At 72.5% G+C, this 16,420-nt stretch carries 17 protein-coding genes; 6 read left to right on the top strand and 11 right to left on the bottom strand.

What is annotated here, in order from left to right; translation table 11 throughout:
• Positions 1–66 precede the first annotated feature (66 nt).
• Positions 67–1,647: an acyl-CoA carboxylase subunit beta gene (locus ADK65_RS26405; protein ID WP_420709086.1), complete on the bottom strand. Its 1,581-nt coding sequence runs from the start codon at positions 1,645–1,647 to the stop codon at positions 67–69.
• Between the two features lie 246 nt (positions 1,648–1,893).
• Between ADK65_RS26405 and ADK65_RS26400 the strand changes: the two genes are divergently transcribed.
• Positions 1,894–2,751: an aldo/keto reductase gene (locus tag ADK65_RS26400; protein ID WP_053673320.1), complete on the top strand. Its 858-nt coding sequence runs from the start codon at positions 1,894–1,896 to the stop codon at positions 2,749–2,751.
• 165 nt (positions 2,752–2,916) lie between these two features.
• Here ADK65_RS26400 and ADK65_RS26395 read toward each other — a convergent pair whose 3' ends face one another.
• From ADK65_RS26395 to ADK65_RS26390, 3 genes are all read right to left on the bottom strand, one after another.
• Positions 2,917–3,282, bottom strand: a complete 366-nt coding sequence (locus tag ADK65_RS26395; protein WP_420709097.1) for a hypothetical protein — start codon at positions 3,280–3,282, stop codon at positions 2,917–2,919.
• 71 nt (positions 3,283–3,353) lie between these two features.
• Entirely contained in the window at positions 3,354–3,560 is a 207-nt protein-coding gene (locus tag ADK65_RS40005; RefSeq protein WP_199825718.1) for a hypothetical protein, read from the bottom strand.
• Positions 3,561–3,642: 82 nt separating this feature from the next.
• On the bottom strand, positions 3,643–5,397 hold the full coding sequence (locus ADK65_RS26390; RefSeq protein WP_053673317.1) for a lysyl oxidase family protein: 1,755 nt from the start codon (positions 5,395–5,397) through the stop codon (positions 3,643–3,645).
• A gap of 359 nt (positions 5,398–5,756) precedes the next feature.
• On the opposite strand from ADK65_RS26390, the gene ADK65_RS26385 reads away from it, so the two are divergent.
• Positions 5,757–6,008: a DUF5133 domain-containing protein gene (locus ADK65_RS26385; protein ID WP_053673753.1), complete on the top strand. Its 252-nt coding sequence runs from the start codon at positions 5,757–5,759 to the stop codon at positions 6,006–6,008.
• A 239-nt stretch (positions 6,009–6,247) separates the two neighbouring features.
• A complete protein-coding gene (locus tag ADK65_RS26380) occupies positions 6,248–6,451 on the top strand; it encodes a hypothetical protein (protein ID WP_031111422.1) in 204 nt (67 codons plus the stop codon).
• Positions 6,452–6,494: 43 nt separating this feature from the next.
• Here the strand turns inward: ADK65_RS26380 and tgmB are convergent, their stop codons facing one another.
• The 3 genes from tgmB to ADK65_RS26365 form a co-directional block, all read right to left on the bottom strand.
• Positions 6,495–7,478 (bottom strand): ATP-grasp ribosomal peptide maturase, encoded by a 984-nt coding sequence (gene tgmB, locus ADK65_RS26375; RefSeq protein ID WP_053673315.1) that lies wholly within the window; start codon positions 7,476–7,478, stop codon positions 6,495–6,497.
• A 16-nt stretch (positions 7,479–7,494) separates the two neighbouring features.
• Complete coding sequence (tgmA, locus tag ADK65_RS26370) at positions 7,495–7,686, bottom strand: putative ATP-grasp-modified RiPP (protein ID WP_053673313.1); 192 nt, start codon at positions 7,684–7,686, stop codon at positions 7,495–7,497.
• A 119-nt stretch (positions 7,687–7,805) separates the two neighbouring features.
• Entirely contained in the window at positions 7,806–8,129 is a 324-nt protein-coding gene (locus tag ADK65_RS26365; RefSeq protein WP_053673312.1) for a YkvA family protein, read from the bottom strand.
• Positions 8,130–8,376: 247 nt separating this feature from the next.
• Here ADK65_RS26365 and ADK65_RS39390 point away from each other — a divergent pair, with 247 nt between their 5' ends.
• Positions 8,377–9,981: a hypothetical protein gene (locus tag ADK65_RS39390; protein WP_053673309.1), complete on the top strand. Its 1,605-nt coding sequence runs from the start codon at positions 8,377–8,379 to the stop codon at positions 9,979–9,981.
• Positions 9,982–10,053: 72 nt separating this feature from the next.
• On the opposite strand, the gene ADK65_RS26355 is transcribed toward ADK65_RS39390, so the two are convergent.
• From ADK65_RS26355 to ADK65_RS26340, 4 genes are all read right to left on the bottom strand, one after another.
• Positions 10,054–12,165 carry a xanthine dehydrogenase family protein molybdopterin-binding subunit gene (locus tag ADK65_RS26355; protein ID WP_053673307.1) on the bottom strand — a complete coding sequence of 704 codons (2,112 nt, stop codon included), beginning with the start codon at positions 12,163–12,165 and terminating at the stop codon, positions 10,054–10,056.
• On the bottom strand, positions 12,162–13,166 hold the full coding sequence (locus tag ADK65_RS26350) for an FAD binding domain-containing protein (RefSeq protein ID WP_053673305.1): 1,005 nt from the start codon (positions 13,164–13,166) through the stop codon (positions 12,162–12,164). Before ADK65_RS26350 ends, ADK65_RS26355 begins: the two co-directional genes overlap by 4 nt.
• Positions 13,163–13,693, bottom strand: a complete 531-nt coding sequence (locus ADK65_RS26345) for a (2Fe-2S)-binding protein (protein ID WP_053673303.1) — start codon at positions 13,691–13,693, stop codon at positions 13,163–13,165. The genes ADK65_RS26350 and ADK65_RS26345 overlap by 4 nt, the downstream gene beginning before the upstream one ends.
• A gap of 88 nt (positions 13,694–13,781) precedes the next feature.
• Positions 13,782–14,966, bottom strand: coding sequence for a hypothetical protein (locus ADK65_RS26340; protein WP_078956151.1), 1,185 nt, complete (start codon positions 14,964–14,966; stop codon positions 13,782–13,784).
• Positions 14,967–15,582: 616 nt separating this feature from the next.
• Between ADK65_RS26340 and ADK65_RS26335 the strand changes: the two genes are divergently transcribed.
• Positions 15,583–15,999, top strand: a complete 417-nt coding sequence (locus tag ADK65_RS26335; RefSeq protein WP_053673301.1) for an ATP-binding protein — start codon at positions 15,583–15,585, stop codon at positions 15,997–15,999.
• A 42-nt stretch (positions 16,000–16,041) separates the two neighbouring features.
• The gene (locus ADK65_RS26330; RefSeq protein ID WP_053673299.1) at positions 16,042–16,407 is read left to right on the top strand and encodes a hypothetical protein; all 366 of its coding nucleotides are present in this window, start codon (positions 16,042–16,044) and stop codon (positions 16,405–16,407) included.
• Positions 16,408–16,420: the final 13 nt, after the last annotated feature.

The raw sequence follows: 16,420 nt of genomic DNA, 5'->3' as shown, positions 1-16,420 counted from the left end.
CGGATCGGCCTACGGGTCGCAAAGGGGGCGAGTCGCCGAGGGGGCGGCGCTCAGCGGGAAGGGGGGTTAGAGGGGGATGTTGCCGTGCCGGCGTTCCGGCATCGGGGCGCGTTTGCCGCGCAGCGCGCGCAGGGCGCGGCAGACCTGCTCCCGGGTCTCGCGCGGAGCGATGACGGCGTCGACATAGCCGCGTTCGGCGGCGGGGTACGGGGTGCCGTGAGTGCGTTCGTACGCGTCGAGCAGGCGTGCCCGCAGTGCCTCGGGGTCGTCGGACGCGGCGAGTTCACGCCGGTGCAGGACACCCACGGCCCCCTCGGCGCCCATGACGGCGATCCGGGCGGTGGGCCAGGCGAGGTTGACGTCGGCGCCCAGGTGCTTGGAGCCCATCACGGCGTACCCGCCGCCGTACGCCTTGCGTACGACGACCGTGACCTTGGGGACGGTGGCCTCGGCGTAGGCGTACAGCAGCTTCGCGCCGCGCCGGATGATACCGGCCTGTTCCTGCCGTACCCCGGAGAGGTATCCGGGCACGTCGGCGAAGGTCAGCAGCGGGATGCCGAAGGCGTCGCAGAACCGCACGAACCGCGCCGCCTTCTCGGACGCGTCGATGTCGAGGACCCCGGCGGTGTGCAGCGGCTGGTTGGCGACGACGCCGACCGAGCGGCCCTCGACGCGGGCCAGGGCGCAGATGATGTTCGGCGCGAACAGCTCCTGCACCGGCAGCAGTTCACCGTCGTCGACGACCGCGTGCAGGATGTCGCGCATGTCGTAGGCCTCGCCGAGCCGGTCCGGGACGACCTCGTCCAGCCCGGCACCGGCCGGGGCGTGTCCGGGCGCGTACTCCGGGGGCGGTTCCAGGTTGTTGGCCGGCAGGTACGACAGCAGGTCGCGCACGGTGTCGAGGGCGTCCTCCTCGTCGGCGGCCAGGAAGTGGGCGTTGCCGTTGACGGTGTTGCTGGTGCGGGCGCCGCCCAGTTCCTCGGCGGTGGTGCGCTCGCCCGTGACCGTCTCGATGACGTCGGGGCCGGTGACGAACATGTGCGAGGCGCCGTCCACCATGACCGTGAAGTCGGTGATCGCCGGGGAGTAGGCGGCGCCGCCGGCGCAGGGGCCCAGGACGACCGAGATCTGCGGGATCACCCCGGACGCCTTGACGTTGCGCCGCACCAGTTCGGCGTAGAGGGCGAGAGCGGCGACCCCCTCCTGGATCCGGGCCCCGCCCGAGTCGTTCAGGCCGATCACCGGGCAGCCGGTCTTCAGGGCCAGCTCCATCAGGGCGACGGTCTTCTCACCGAAGGCCTCGCCCATGCTGCCGCCGAACACGGTGGAGTCCTGGGCGAAGACGCACACCCGGCGGCCGTCGACCGTGCCGTACCCGGTGATCACCCCGTCGCCGCAGGGGCGGCGGGAGTCGGGACCGGAGGGCCGGGCCCGGACGAACAGGCCGGTCTCGGTGAAGGAGTCCTTGTCCACGAGCCGTTCGATCCGCTCCCGGGCGGAGAACTCCCCGCGTCTGCGTGGCCCGCCGGGGGCGACCGCCCGCTCCCGGCGGTGCTCCAGGCCGGCGACGCGCTCCGCGGTGCCGCCGGGTGTGCGCGTCGCCGTATCCCCCGGACCGGATGGTGTCACCTCTGTGCTCACAACCACCTCCGAAGTGGCTCTCGAATATGGCAGCGAGGCGGGGGAGGGCCGAAGGGATCGCGGTTCTGTGTGGGGGAGGTGAGTGCTCGGGCGCGGGGTTTCATCCGGGTGTGACAAGAGGGCCGGCGGGGGCCGGGGGTGATTCAGCGGCCGGGGTGCTGAATGTGTTCTCCTTCTTCTATTGGACCCCCGGCCGTACGGCGTCCAGGCTGGAGCGCACCATCGCCGACAGCCGGAAGAAGGTCATGGCCCATGCACACCCGCCGCATCGGTGACGTCGAGGTCAGCGCGATCGGGCTGGGCGCGATGCCCATGTCCATCGAGGGGCGACCGGACGAGGAACGCTCTCTCGCCACCCTGCACGCCGCCCTCGACGCCGGTGTGACCCTGGTCGACACCGCGGACGCCTACCACCGCGACGCCGACGAGGTCGGTCACAACGAAACCCTGATCGCCAAGGCCCTCGCCTCCCACGACCGCGGCGGCGACGTCCTGGTCGCCACCAAGGGGGGCCACCTGCGCCCGGGCGACGGCAGCTGGACGCTCGACGGCAGCCCCCGCCACCTCAAGGCGGCCTGCGAGGAGTCGCTGCGCCGGCTCGGCGTCGACGCCATCGGCCTCTACCAGTTCCACCGCCCCGACCCGCGTGTCCCCTACGCCGAGTCCGTCGGCGCGATCCGGGACCTGCTGGACGAGGGCAAGATCCGCATGGCCGGCATCTCCAATGCCGGCCCCGAGCAGATCAGGCAGGCGAACGAGATCCTCGGCGGGCGTCTGGTCTCCGTGCAGAACCAGTTCTCCCCGGCCTTCCGCTCCAGCGAGCCGGAACTGCGCCTGTGCGACGAGCTCGGGATCGCTTTCCTGCCCTGGAGCCCCCTCGGCGGGATCTCGAAAGCCGGTTCACTCGGTTCGGGCCACGCCGCCTTCGCCCGCATCGCCGAAGCGCACGGCGTGAGTCCGCAGCGCGTGTGCCTGGCCTGGATGCTCGCCAAGTCGCCGGTGGTCGTGCCGATCCCGGGCGCGAGCCGGCCCCGGACCATCCGCGACTCGCTCGCCGCCACCGAGCTCACCCTGACGGCCGGGGAACTGGCGGAGCTGGACGCCGCCTGAGCGGACGGACCACCAGATGGACGAAGGCCGCGCGCCGCCGGGGGAAGCTGGTGCCGGCTGCGCGGCCGGATGTTCCAGCGATGCACTCGGCCCTGATCAGACCCGGCGGGTGAGCCGATGGAGTGGCCACACGCGCTCGTCACCTTCCGTGGCCGGTGCCGGCCGTCACGGGGACTGCCGCTTGCCGCTGTAGCGCTGGGCGAGCCGGGCGAGGGCCACCGCACCGAGCAACAGGCCGAAGTCGCGCAGCGCGATGTCGTAGTAACCGGGGATGGTCAGCAGATTGACGATGATCCCGGCGAGCCGGCCGGCCACGAGCCAGCCGCCGAAGCGCGGTGCGAGGGCGACGGCCAGGCCCGCGACGATCTCGATCACTCCGACCGTGTACATGGCCGCCTGGGCGCTCCCGGGAACGATGTCGTCGATCCACGGGGCAAGGTAGGCGGGCCAGTCCACGAGCAGGTTGGCGAACTTGTCCAGCCCGAACCGGACGGCTCCTGGCCCAGGCGCTGGAGGAGTCCGAATCCACAGGTGAACCGGTCCGTCCGGTTCTGCACCGGAAGGCCCACGCGCTGGGCGCGCGACTCGCCGGGCCGGGCCGCTCAGATGTGATCGCCGTACTGGAGGACAACGGCTTCGAGCCCCGCTCCGACGGTGATGCCGTCGTCCTGGGCAACTGCCCCTTCCACGCCCTCGCCCGCGAGCACACCCGGACGGTGTGCGGCATGAACCCCCACCTGCTCCGGGGCCTGCTGGACGGGCTGGCCGAAAGCGGCCTCCAGGCACGCCTTGCGCCCGGTCCCGGTCACTGCTGCGTCCGCTTGGAGCCGGAAGGCCGAGCCCCCGCCCGGGACAAGGGCGGGGGCTCAGCCTTCCGGTCGGGAGGCGGGTTCAGTTGGCGTTCACCAGGTCGTGCGCCGGTACGGTGACCGTCCGGTTGCCCGGCTTGCCGCCGAGCACGACCTTCCGCAGGGCGCTGTTGTTGCCGAGGTCGGTTTCCTTCAGCCGCTTCTCGGGGTTGGCCAGCACCTGGATGTAGTAGGTGCCGTTGGGCACGTCGGTGATGTCGAACGACTGGCCCGGCAGGTCCTGGGTGTACGTGTCACCGGAGCCGACGTCCAGCACCTCGCGGACGGAGATCGAGTTCTCCTCACCGCAGGCGGTGGCCAGGTCGGTGTTGTACGGGTGCCAGTTGGCGTTCTTCACCGTGTAGTCGATCGCGTCGGTGTTGGCCAGGCAGAACGCCTCCTTGCCGCTGCGCACGGCCTCCTTCTTGTCGGCCTTCAGCAGCCGGTAGCTGGCGAAGTCGGTGAAGTGCCAGTGCACGTGTCCCGGACGCGGGTCCCACTCCATGGTGCCGGTCGGGGTGTAGCCGACCTGCTTGCCCTTCGCGTCGTAGAAGTACTGGAAGGCGTCCATCTTGGCCTTGCCGGGCGAGCGGAACCCGTCCACCACGAGCTGCGCCGGGCCGGCGTTCCAGACGTTGGCGCTGAACGCCAGGTAGTCCTTGCCCGGGACGTCCCTTTCGCCGTCGCTGATGGTGATGCCGTAGGCCGGCAGCGAGCGCAGGTCCGGCTTGGGGACGTCCGGGACGGAGGGCTTGCCGGCGGGCCGCTTCGACTGCGGCTTGAGAGCGGGCGCCTGACGCGAGCCGTCGGTCTGGCCGCTGACGTCCCTGGCCTGCTGAGACAGTGCGGACTGCTTCTTCTTCAGCGCCCACGGCAGAGCCGGCGGTGCGGCCTTCAGCGGGCCGTGGCCCACGTTGTACGAGGGCCCCGCACCGCTCGTCACCGGCGCGGCGGCCTCGGCACGGCTCGGGGCATGCCCCGGCCCGTGACCGGTGTGCGCGGACGGCGCCTGGTGACCGGCACCGTGCCCGGCGTGCCGGCCGGCCTTCGCGGAGCGGGGCGTCACTCCGGTGGAGCCCTCTCCGTCCTCTTCGCTTCGCTCCTCCACGGTCACCTTGACCGTGGCCGGCTTGTCGGCGATGCCGAACAGGTCGCGATACTTCTTGGCGACACCGATCCTGGCCGTGTAGGCACCGGCCGGCAGCTGAGCCGGCTCGCCGTAGGAGCCCGCGTAGGTGTTGGCCGCCCAGCCCTTCTCGACGCCCCACACGGACCCGAGGGTGAAGGGGTTGGTGGGGCAGCTCTCCGGATACTTCGAGGTGGAGGGGGCGTCGGGCCGCACCCGGCCGCTGGCGTTGTTCGGGCAGAAGCTCTCGCTGCGCGAGAGGACCTGCTTGCCGGCCTTGTCGGTGAGGGTGATCTCCGTGAAGCCGGGCAGCCCGGAGAAGTCCTTCACCGTGCCCTTGGGGAGCTTCTTGGCCTTGGCCTTGCCGCCCTCGTACACGGTCTGGGTGACCGCCACCGGGTCCTTGTAGGACTTCCGGGTCACCTTGAGCTCCAGCGGCGTCCCCTCGGCGATGAGGTAGGTGCCGAGGTCCAAGTACACGCCCGGCTCCTCCTTCCAGGAGGTGAGCGTCACCGAAGTGGTCGCCGCGACGAGGCTCAGCTCGGGGCCCTTCGCGGCCTTCGCGGGCTCCTGCGCCGCGGCCACGATGCCGGCCGTGACGGCTGTCACGGCAACGGCCGTGGTGCCCGCGAGCAGCGTGCGCCGCAGCCGAGCGGTGCGTCTTGTGGTCATGGTTCCCTCGTCCTCGGGTGGTGTGAGAAGGAAGCAGGCGGCATGGCGCGTCCGCGAGGTCCGGGCCGGTGCCGCCTCATGGGAGGCGTTCGCTTCGCCCGCGCTGTGAGAGGAACAGGCCGGTTGCTTGGTTGTCCGAAAGGCGCAAGGCGGTGGAGTGTTGGCCGAATGCCGCCGCAGTGACGAAATCCGGTCGTCGGTGCGGGCAGGCGGGCGTCGCGGCTCTGCTCGACGGCCGAGTCGTCCAAGACCGGTCGCAACCGATCAGTTCTCGTCAAATCCACCTCAGGTGAGAAAATCGTGTGAATGTTTACGCGTGGTTCGGGCATACGCAGCGAAAACACAGAGAGGGGCGCTACGTGCTTGTACCGGACCGGAAGATCGTCAGGGAGTTGCTGACGCGGTACGCGTCGCTGAGGATCGCTCAGTCGGAGAGGCACGTGCCGACGGCGGCACGCGAACTGGAGGACGTCAGCTACACGCTGTGCGTGATGATGGGGACGTCCGACATCAGTGACGCCATTGCCAAGGCGGATGTGCTGCTGCTCACCGAGCGGCGGCCGGACGCCGCGGACGCGGACGGGGAGAACGGCCTGACGCTGGTCGGCTGACGTTCGACGAAAGACCCGGCACGGACCGGGTACACGCCTCGGCGGCCTGGGAAGGGGCCGCCGAGGCGTTCGTCCGCCCGGGTTCCACGACGGGAGCGTGAACAACCCGACTTCGCCTGTCACGGATGTCCGGTCTGCGTCAAGTCATCCCAAGGAATTCACACTCCGGGACACCGTGCCGCCTACACTCGCAGTCTCGCCCCCGCACGGGGCCGACGAGCAGAAAGGCGCGTTGACGGGTGTTCCAGGATTCCCCCATCTACGACCGACTCATCGCGGAGCGCGGTGACGTACCCGCACAGGTGCGCCGCGAGGCCGAACGTGTGAGCAGGGAACTGGAGCTGGTCATGCGGCCCTCACAGTCCCTCGGCTACGACCGCCCGCACTCCCCGGGCGCGGGCTGGCAGCGCGCGGGCATGCTTCCCGGCCCGCGCCCTCAGTGAACCGAACGGCTGCCCGGTCCCATTCCGCTGCCGGGCCCGGCACTCAACGGACCTTCGTGTGCCGGCCGTTGACGTGGGACGGCTGGACCGGGACGGGCCGGGCCAGCCACTCGGCGATGGTGCGGGCGATCGGCTGACCCGTCTCCACCTCGACGAACCCGAACTGCCCGGACTGGTTGCACTCCAGGAACCACCAGGTCCCGTCGGCGTCCTCCGCGAAGTCGAAGGCGCCGTAAGCCAGTTCGGCCTCGCTCAGATACGCGAGGACGCCCGGCGCGATGCGGGGCGGCACCTCGGCGGGCAGCCACGGCGAGCCCGGAGCCGCGAACCGTACGTCGACGTCGTCCGGGTCCGCGTCCTCGGCGGTCGCCTTGCGCGCGGCCAGCATCCGCTCGCCCACGACGGTGAGCCGGATATCGGCCCGCTTGGTGATCCGCCGCTGCAGCAGCGTCGGCCCGAACGCCACGGCGGAGAAGTCCGTGTCCGGTGCGACCCGGCTGGTCGGCACCGCCCGTGGCGGGTCCTGTGGATGCGCGCCCGACACCGGCTTGACCACCAGTTCCGGGTAGCGCTCGGCGAACTCGCGGGCGGCACGCGGGAACGTGGTGATCAGTGTCGCGGGCACGGGCAGGCCGCATCTCTGGGCGAGCCGCAGCTGCCACGGCTTGTGGCGGGCCCGGCGGGCCGCGTCCGGATGGTTCATCCAGCGCGCGTCCGAGCCCCGCAGCATGCCGTAGAGCGCCTGGGTGGCCTCCTCGGTCAGCCAGGCGGACGGCTGGGCCGCCCGCGCGGCCGGGACGCCGGGCCGGCGCACCCATACGGACCGGAGCCCCCCGATGCTCACCAGCCGCCCCCCGGCGGACAGATGGCCGCGGAACCGGCCGTGCACGTACTCCCCCGAGAGCGAGACACCACCGGTCAGGTCCGCGGGATCGACCCGGACCACCGGCACCCCCGTCGCGTTCAGGTGCACGACCACCATGTCCGCGGTGACGTCCTCCTCACAGGTGAGGATCAGTACGGTCATCGTCGGCGGCCCGTGGTCAGTCGTCGAAGTGCGTCTTGGAGCCGGCGGTGGACGTCGTGGTGCCGAACTCTCTCAACAGGGCGAAGTCACAGGCCGCGACCCGGCCGTCGCGGAGCACGTTCAACTGCAGTCCGGCGTCGTACACGTACGGAATGGCAGCTTCCAACTCCACTGCCGGGCGCGCGTAGTTGAGCGCGAACGGTTGCATCGTCTCTCCCTCGTCGGTACTGCGCCGGGCAGGCGGTGACACAGGGGCGAGTCCGCCCCGTCCACCGGCCTGATGCGGCTTCCAGAGACTTATACGAATCGAACGGGTGGTTGGTTTCCTTACTTTCCGTAGTCATCGGCCAGTTGCCGGTCCGGCCGGTGTGCCGAACTGCGCTCCCGTCCGCCGAGGGAGCCGCGGACAGTGCGCAGAGCGAGCAGCAGGACCCCGATGTCGTCCAGGTACACCGGGTCGGGCACCAGATCGGTGGGCAGCACGAGATACAGCACCGCGCCCCAGAAGACCCAGCGCGGGCCCGTGGGCAGTCCCGCCCGCCGCAGATCGCGCCGTGTGCGGACCAGCCGTACGAGGACGGCGACGGCGAGAACGAGGACGACGGCCGCGAGGACCGCGGCCAGAATGATCACTTGTGTGGTCGTGTCCACGGGGCGCCCTCCTCCTGGCATGCCACGACACGAGGTGTCCTTAGCTGGATTCCCTTTTCCGGCGGTCGTATTGCGGCCGGGGCCCGACATGTCGGCGCGTCGGCGGATTTTCCCGTGCGCATGGTCATCCCGGTGGCTCATCCGAGTGGCACGGGGTGACGGGGACGCCTAGTAATGGTCACCGTAACGTCGCTCGTCACACGACGGGGGGCGCAGGAGCGGCCGCACTCTTCCCACGGAGGTGAGTATGACCACCTGCTCTTCATCCCCCCGCTCGAACGAACCTGCCATACTCCACGAGCCGAACGCGTCCACCCAGCCGTCCGCCGAGACGACCACCGTCACCGGCACGCACCAGGTGGCGCAGACGAGCGCGCAGCCCGTGGCCGGCTCCCACCCGGCCGACCCGGTGGCCGCCGAGCCCGCCGCCCCCGGCCCCCCTCCCGCGGCGGACACACCGACGCAGCCGCCCGTCTTCGAACCGGAGCGGACGGACCGGACCCCTGCCCGGCCAGTCGCGTACGACCCGGACGAGACGGACACGTCCGCCGCCCATGCCCCGGACCGGGCCGAGGCGCAGCCGCCTCCTCCGGTCGAGGACTGGCTGGATCCCGCCGAAGCGATGCCTTCGACTCCCGCGCCGGACGGGACGGAAGCCGCTCACGGGCCCGCCCCGTCCGCTGCCGCGGACCCGGGCGGGATTCTCGTCCCCGCCGCGCACGGCGGGGACGAGACCGCACCGCCGGCCGGGCCCGGTCCGGACGTCGCCGACCGGGCGGGTGCGCGGCCGCTCGTCATCCGGTCGCTCGACGACAATCCGGTGGAGCTCCGGCCCGGCACCGGTCCGGCCTCCGGCGCACCCTACGGCGACGCCGTCAGCGACCTGGTGCACGCCGCCGTGGCCGACCGGCCGCTGGAGGAGGTCGTCGACCTCATCGTCTCGCTGGAGGAGTCGCCCGACCACACCCGGGCGAGGGTGGACGCGCTGCGCACCGCCGGGGTGCGCCGGTCCGTCGAGGACGTCTCCCGGATGATCGCCCTGCTGACGAAGCCTCCGCGCGACGCCGAATGCGCGGACGAGGCGATCCGCGCCGCTGCCGCCCACCGTCCGGTGGAGGAGGTGACCCGGCTCGTGACCCTGCTGCACAAGGAGCCGCAGGCGCCCCACGTCCGCGAGGAGGCCCTGCGCGCGGCCGCCACCGGCCGGTCCGTCGGTGAGCTGGTCGAGCTCATCGACCGCCTCGGCCTGGAACGACTGGACCGCGAAGGCCCACGCCCCGAGGAGACTTCTGCCCCCGTGGCGGAGAGGGGCGGGCCCGCAACGCCCGGCCGGCCGGGCCGGCGCCGTGCGGCAGACCGGGGAACGGGCCGTGAGAACCACCGCACCCTCGACGAGGCACCGCCGGACGGCGTGTCCGCGACGGACCGGCTGGACCGGGCCGTGTCCTGGTCGGGCTGGCTCGCCGCCCTGGCCCTCGTCGCGTGCGCGGTGGTCCACTTCCCACTGCAGCGGGGCGACACGTCTCTGCAGCTCCACGCGTTCGCCCTCGGCCTGTCGGTGCTGTGCACGGTGCTGGCGCTGCTGCTGGTCCTGCGCCCCGTGGCGCTGGTCCTGGCCGGGGCGGTGCTGGTGCCCACCGTGCTGGCCGGGGCCCAGGCGTACGGAAACTCCTTCCCCTCGGCGTCCCTGCCCCGTGCCGTCGACCTCGCGCTCGCCCCGCCGTGGCTGGCCGCCGCGGTCGCCGTCTGCGCGGCCCTGCTGGCCCTGGTCGCGTTGGTGCTAGGGGTCCTGGCGCCCATCGCCGCCCGGCAGTGGACCGCCGCCCCCGCAGGAGCCCAGTCGGCCGACTGAGACGGATCCGTGACCGGGTCGAACGGCCGATACCAGCCGCTCGACCCGGTCAGCCGTCTGTGCGGTGCTGTGTCACACCGTCCCGCGCACCCGGCGATCGAGCAGCCCGGTCAGCACCCGGTCCGGCGTCAGCGGCAGTTCACGCAGGCGCACGCCCGTGGCGTGGTGCACCGCGTTGCCGATCGCCGCGGCCGTTCCGACGATGCCGATTTCTCCGATCCCCTTGCTGCCCATGGGGTTGAGCCGGGCGTCCTCCTCGTCGAGCCAGTGCGCCTCGATCTCGGCGACATCCGCGTGCACCGGCACGTGATACGACGCCAGGTCCGACTCGGTGAAGTCACCGAACGCGGCGTCCATGGTGCTGCCCTCGGTCAGCGCCATGCCGAGGCCCATCGTCATGCCGCCGACGAACTGGGAGCGTGCCGTGCGGGCGTTGAGGATGCGGCCCGCCGCGTACACCCCGAGCAGCCGGCCGACCCGCACCTCGCCGGTGACCGTGTCCACGGCGACCTCGGCGAAGTGCGCCCCGAAGGCATGCCGGGCGAAGTCGCTCTCGGCGTCCGCCGCGCCCCTGGTGTCGGCACGGACGTCGAGGCCCTGTGCGGGCAGGGGCCCCGGGTGCTCGGCGAGCCGCCGGGCCAGCCTGGCGCACGCCTCGTGCACCGCCCAGCCCCAGGAGGCGGTGCCGGACGAGCCGCCGGCCAGCGACGCCGGGGGGAGTTCGGTGCTGCCGACCTCGATCCGGACCCGCTCCAGCGGCACCCCGAGCGCGTCGGCGCCGACCTGCGCGAGCACGGTCCGCGCGCCCGTCCCTATGTCGGTGGCGTTGATGCGCACCAGGAACGTCCCGTCGGGCCGCGCGTGAGCCGTCGCCGCGGACGGGGCCACCAGGACGGGATAGGTCGCCGCCGCCACGCCCGTCCCCAGCAGCAGGGGCCCTTCCCGGCGGGTTCCAGGGCGGGGGTCGCGACCGGCCCAGCCGAAGCGACGGGCGCCCTCGCGCAGACACGCGACCAGGTTCCTGCTGCTGAAGGGCTTGCCGCTGTCGGGCTCGACGTCCGGCTCGTTGCGCACGCGCAGCTCGATCGGATCCATGCCGAGTTCGGCGGCGAGCTCGTCCATGGCGGACTCCAGCGCGTACATGCCGGGAGCCTCGCCCGGAGCCCGCATCCAGGACGGCGACGGCACGTCCAGCGCCGCGACCCGGTGCACCGTGCGAGTGTGCGGCGCGGCGTACATCACCCGCGCCGGCACCGCCGCCTGCTCCACGAACTCCTTGATGCGGGAGGTGTGCGTGGTGACCTCGTGCACGACGGAGCCGAGACGGCCGTCCGCGTCGGCCCCGAGCCGCAGCCGGTGCAGGGTCGGGGCGCGGTGCCCGACGACGGCGGGCAGGTGGCGGCGCGGCAGCGACACCGTCACCGGACGCCCGGTGTGGCGGGCCGCCATGGCGGCGAGCACCACGTCGGGCCGGGGCGTCCCCTTGGAGCCGAAGCCGCCGCCGACGTGCTCGGCGGTGACGACGATCCGCTCTTGCGGAAGGCCGAACAGCGCGGCGAGCGTCGCCCGTACGACACCGGTTCCCTGGCTCGAGGTGTGCACGGTGAGCCGGCCGTCCACCCACCGGGCGGTGCTGGCGTGCGGCTCCATCGGGTGGTTGTGCAGCGGCGGTACCCGGTAGGCGACGTCCACCCGCGCGGCCGCGGAACCGAACGCCCCGTCGGGGTCGCCCTGTTCACGCACCGCCGGATGACCGCCGTTGGCCTCCTCGGGCACGTACACACCCGGGTGCGAGACGCTGAGGGCCACGTCGTGCTCTTCGACGTCGTAGGTGACACGGACGGCGGCGGCACCGGCCCGGGCCGCCTCCAGGGTCTCGGCCACCACCAGCGCCACGAACCAACCGCGGTGCGGGACCCGGGCGTTCTGCAGCACGGCGAGCGTGGGATCGTCCGGCTCCGCGAGGCGCGGCGCGTTCTCGTGGCTGAGGACGGCGAGGACACCGGGCACGGCCAGCGCCGCCGCCGGGTCGACGCCGGTCACCCGGCCCCGGGCCACCACAGCCGGTACGGGCCAGGCCTGGACCGTGCCGGGGAAGTGGAACTCGGCGGCGTACCGGGCGGTGCCCCCGACCTTCTCGCGTCCCTCCCGGCGCTCCGCGGGAGCGCCCACACTGCCGGTCATGAGGCCCTCCCGGTGAGCGCGGTCTCCGTGAGCCGCGTCAGCACGTCCACGGCGAGATTGCGGGCGAGCGGCACCTTGTAGACGTTGTCCCGCAGTGGCTGCGCGGCGGACAGCTCCTCCTCGGCGGCGTGCTCGAACGCCGCGCGGGTCGGGGCCGCACCCAGCAGTGCCTCCTCCGCCCGCCGGGCCCGCCAGGGCCGGTGTGCCAGCGCCCCGAAGGCGAGCCCTGCATGGCCGATGACCCCGTCGTCGAGACGCAGCACGACCGCCACGGAGGCGAGCGCGAAGGCGTAGGAGGCCCGGTCGCGGGCCTTGCGGTACGCCGACGGCAACCCGGCCGTGGCGGCCGGCAGCACCACGCCGGTGATCAGCTCGCCGGGGCGGATCTCGGTGTCCTGCTCGGGCCGGTCCCCGGGCAGCCGGTGGAAGCCTGTCGCCGGAACACTCCGGATGCCTTCGGGCCCCTCCAGCTCGATGCGCCCGTCGAGTGCGGCGAGCGCCACCGCCATGTCCGAGGGATGGGTGGCGATGCAGTGCGCGGAGTGGCCGAGCACCGCGTGATCACGGTGGACACCATCCCGCGCGCCGCAGCCGCTGCCCGGATCGCGCTTGTTGCACGGCTTCGACAGGTCCTGGAAGTACGGGCACCGGGTGCGCTGGAGCAGGTTCCCGCCGGTGGTCGCCGCGTTGCGCAACTGCCCTGAGGCACCCGCGAGCACCGCCTGGGACAACGCCGGGTACCGGTCGCGGACGAGGGGATGGGCGGCGAGGTCGCTGTTGCGGACCGTCGCACCGACGCGCAGGGATCCGTCGGGCAGTTCCTCGACGGTGTCCAGGGGCAGCCGGGTGACGTCGACGAGTGCGGCGGGCGCCTCGACGCCGAGCTTCATCAGGTCGACCAGGTTGGTGCCGCCGGCGAGGTAGCGGGCGCCTGCGTGCGCGGCGTACGCGGAGGTCGCCTCCTCGACGCTGCCGGCACGGACGTAGGCGAACTCCTTCACGGGATCACGTCCTCGACGGCCTCGGCGATCCGCGGATACGCGCCGCACCGGCACAGGTTGCCGCTCAGCCGCTCCCGGATCTCCTCCCGGTCCAGCGGCACCGGCTCGCCCGACGGTGCCGCCGGATCGGTGACGTGCGAGGGGTGACCGGCCGCCGCCTCGGCGATGGCACCGGCCGCGGAGCAGATCTGCCCCGGGGTGCAGTAGCCGCACTGGAAGGCGTCGCGCTCCAGGAAAGCCCGCTGGAGCGGATGCGCTTCCTCACCGTCGCCGGACAGACCCTCGACGGTGGTGACCTCGCAGCCGTCCAGGGCCACCGCGAACAGCAGACAGCTGTTGACACGCCGCCCGTCCACCAGGACCGTGCAGGCGCCGCACTGGCCGTGGTCGCAGCCCTTCTTCGCGCCCGTGAGCCCGAGATCCTCGCGCAGCAGGTCCAGCAGGACCCGCCGGTGATCGACCGTGAGCGTGTGGGGTTTGCCGTTGACGCGGAGCGCGGTCCGCGTGTGGTGCTGGTGGTTGCCCATGTCGTGGAGGACCTTCCCGGGCGGGCCGTGTTGCCGTAGGGACCGCGTATCCAGGAGGGAGCGACCGACACGTGCGCCCTGCGGGGTGTTACCGCTCCGACGCCACGCGCTGAGCCGGGGTGCTCGTCTCGCCGTTCTCCTCGCCGCCCGTGTCGTGGTTCTTCTCGTCGCCGGCCGGCGGTGCCGGGCGCTTGACCTTGAAGCGTTCGAACGTCCGTGTGAGCTGTTGGAGCGGGGACGCGGCGGGCGGACCGGACGGGCGGGGTCCGGCGGGAGCACTCGCGGCGGACTCCTGGTAGGCGGCCAGGGCCTCGTGGGCGCTCTCGGCAGCCTCCCGGTACAGGTCACGGGACTTCGTCATGGCTTCCAGCGCCTCGGCGTACATGGCCACCAGGCCACGCTGGCGCTCCAGCTCCTCTTGGAGGTTCAGCAGGTGCCAGTTCTCCCGCAGCGCGGTCAGGGCGTCCTCGGCGCCGTCGGGCAGCGGTCTGGGCAGTGCGGCGAACCGCGTCACCGCTTCGACGAGGTCCACCGGCTCGGAGCCGTCGAGGAAGACCGCGCGGACCGAGAAGTCCCGGGCCTGGTAGCGCTCCGGCGCCGGGACGCCGGGCAGGACCACCGCTCCACCGCGTGGCACCTCCACGCCGGTGTCCCGCAGGGCCCAGTTCAGTCCGCGCAGCTGCTGCGGGGCAGCGTGATGTTCCACCACCCGGTGCCGCAGACCCGGCGGCAGCCATCGCGCCACCGGCGCACGCCCCCGGTCGTCGGTGGTCATCGCCTCGTGGACGACCACGTGGATGTGCCACCCGCCGCGCACGGCGTTCCGCAGCAGGCGACGCATCTCCTTGTCGTCCTGGGGGAGGACGTTGATCTCGCCGAGGGCCAGACGCGTGGCGGAGTCCTGGTTCCAGGCGGTGTCCGGCTCCTCGGGCCAGAACAGGGCGGCGGGAGAGGGCCATGCGTCGTCCCATGGCTGCTCGGCCTCGGCGACCAGGATCCACTCCTGCCCGGGCCCGGCGTCCCCTCCGGGACGCACGCACAGCCGGGCCCGTACGGTCACGTCGTCGCCGACCCGCCAGCGGGCCTCGAAGACCCGCTCCGCCGAAGCGGTTTCGTCCTCGGGCAATTCGAGGAAGTCGTCGATGGCCTGGCTGTTCTTGCGCTGCTGCAGCGAGCGCCGGAGAACGTCTTCCGCGGAGCCCGCGGCGTGGCGGCCGCGTGCGAGCCACACCGTGTCGGGAGTGATGGCGCGGACGGTGAGGGAGGTCTGCATGAATCCATCTGTGAACGGGGGTGGGGGCGCCTGCCAGTATCGTCGGCGCAGGCCGACGGGTGCTACCCGGGGTCGCACGGGGCTCCGGACGCCGGTGACGTACGTGTCTACGCCCCTTCACCTCCCCGGTGGAGCAGGGGTGCGCCGCTCGCCGGGCCGGGGCCGACGGTCCGCTCCGGCCCGCCCGCGGCTGACGCCCCCTCTCGCGCGCACGCCTGTTTCCTCGTCCGTCTCACCGTGGGTCATGTGCACCGCCTACCCGCGCGGGGCCGTGCCATGTGACGCGCGCCCGGTGGGGCGAGGTGCACGGGATGTGCGCCGTGCGCGCGGGGTGTGCGCGCCGCGCGCACATCGAGTGATCTCACCCGTGGCCCGTCCGTCACACGGTCCCGACAATGGTGCGCACGAGCAGGACCCGCCCACCATCCGCATCGGGGCGGGTCCTGCCCGCCTCGCGGCACGGGGAGCCGCTCACCGCTCCACCCCGTCGACGGGACGCGTCGCGCGGGGGGCCTCGATGCCCGAATGACGATCTCGCATGCCTGGCACAGCGGGGAGCGGGTACTAGGTTCCCGCACGAGCCGGTGCTGGGACGCAGGAGAGGGGACCGGGGGCAGTGGCGGTAAAAGCGATGGGGTGGGCGCATTCGTTCCGGATGTCCCAAGGAGTGCGTGCGGGCAGGGAGTGGACGCGCGAGCGCCTCGAAACCCTGCCGTGGGCCGCTGCCGAGCCGGACACGGTGGACGCGGTGGTCCTGGCGGTGTCCGAGCTGATCACCAACGCGCACATCCACGCGCACAGTGACGCGCACCTGGTCCTGACGTGGGACGGCGACTGCCTTCATGTGAGCGTCCACGACGAGGACCCGACGCTGCCGCGCCAGCGCGAACCGGAGCCGGGCGAGGTCTCCGGCCGCGGTGTGGCGATCGTACGCACGCTCGCCGACGAGTGGGCGATGAGGTGCCAGCGGCACGGCAAGACGGTGACCGCGTGCTTCCGTCCCGCCGACCCCGAGGGCGCCGGCGCATGCTGAGTGCCGCTCACCGACGAGGCCCCCTTCCCAAGGAGAGGTGTTGTGTATCTGGCACGAGGGTCGAGTGACGAGGACCCCTACGTCTGGCTCTGGGTCCTGGGCGCCCTCGCGCTGTACGCACTGATCAGCTACGGGCTGCAGTACCGCGCCCGCGCCCGGCGCGGTTCCGCCCATCCGGCGCACGACGCCCTGCACGACCTCAAGGACCGCGAGGACCCCCAGCCGTCCGGGAACCGCTTCGTCAGCCGCGTGATCATGCTGTGCGGAGCGGGGCTCACGGGACTGGTCGCCTACCTCACGAGCGGCGCCGCGCGGATCCTCGCTGCCGGCCTCACCGCCGTGGTGGCCGTGACCGTCTGGGCGTACTACGACCACCGCACGGAGACGCGCGCTTCCGCCCGGTCCTGAGGCGGACACCGGC

This window comes from Streptomyces sp. NRRL B-1140, from assembly GCF_001280065.1.
GTDB lineage: Bacteria > Actinomycetota > Actinomycetes > Streptomycetales > Streptomycetaceae > Streptomyces.
The sequence above is the reverse complement of the archived record's forward strand: the minus strand, read 5'-3'. Positions and strand labels throughout refer to the sequence as shown.

What these genes read in the sequence shown, in the direction of transcription:
- ADK65_RS26355 (WP_053673307.1), bottom strand. Translation starts at nt 12,165, where the DNA reads ATGACCGGCAGTGTGGGCGCTCCCGCGGAGCGCCGGGAGGGACGCGAG.
- ADK65_RS26340 (WP_078956151.1), bottom strand. Translation starts at nt 14,966, where the DNA reads ATGCAGACCTCCCTCACCGTCCGCGCCATCACTCCCGACACGGTGTGG.
- tgmB (WP_053673315.1), bottom strand. Translation starts at nt 7,478, where the DNA reads ATGACCGTACTGATCCTCACCTGTGAGGAGGACGTCACCGCGGACATG.
- ADK65_RS39390 (WP_053673309.1), top strand. Translation starts at nt 8,377, where the DNA reads ATGACCACCTGCTCTTCATCCCCCCGCTCGAACGAACCTGCCATACTC.
- ADK65_RS26390 (WP_053673317.1), bottom strand. Translation starts at nt 5,397, where the DNA reads ATGACCACAAGACGCACCGCTCGGCTGCGGCGCACGCTGCTCGCGGGC.
- ADK65_RS26400 (WP_053673320.1), top strand. Translation starts at nt 1,894, where the DNA reads ATGCACACCCGCCGCATCGGTGACGTCGAGGTCAGCGCGATCGGGCTG.
- ADK65_RS26345 (WP_053673303.1), bottom strand. Translation starts at nt 13,693, where the DNA reads ATGGGCAACCACCAGCACCACACGCGGACCGCGCTCCGCGTCAACGGC.
- tgmA (WP_053673313.1), bottom strand. Translation starts at nt 7,686, where the DNA reads ATGCAACCGTTCGCGCTCAACTACGCGCGCCCGGCAGTGGAGTTGGAA.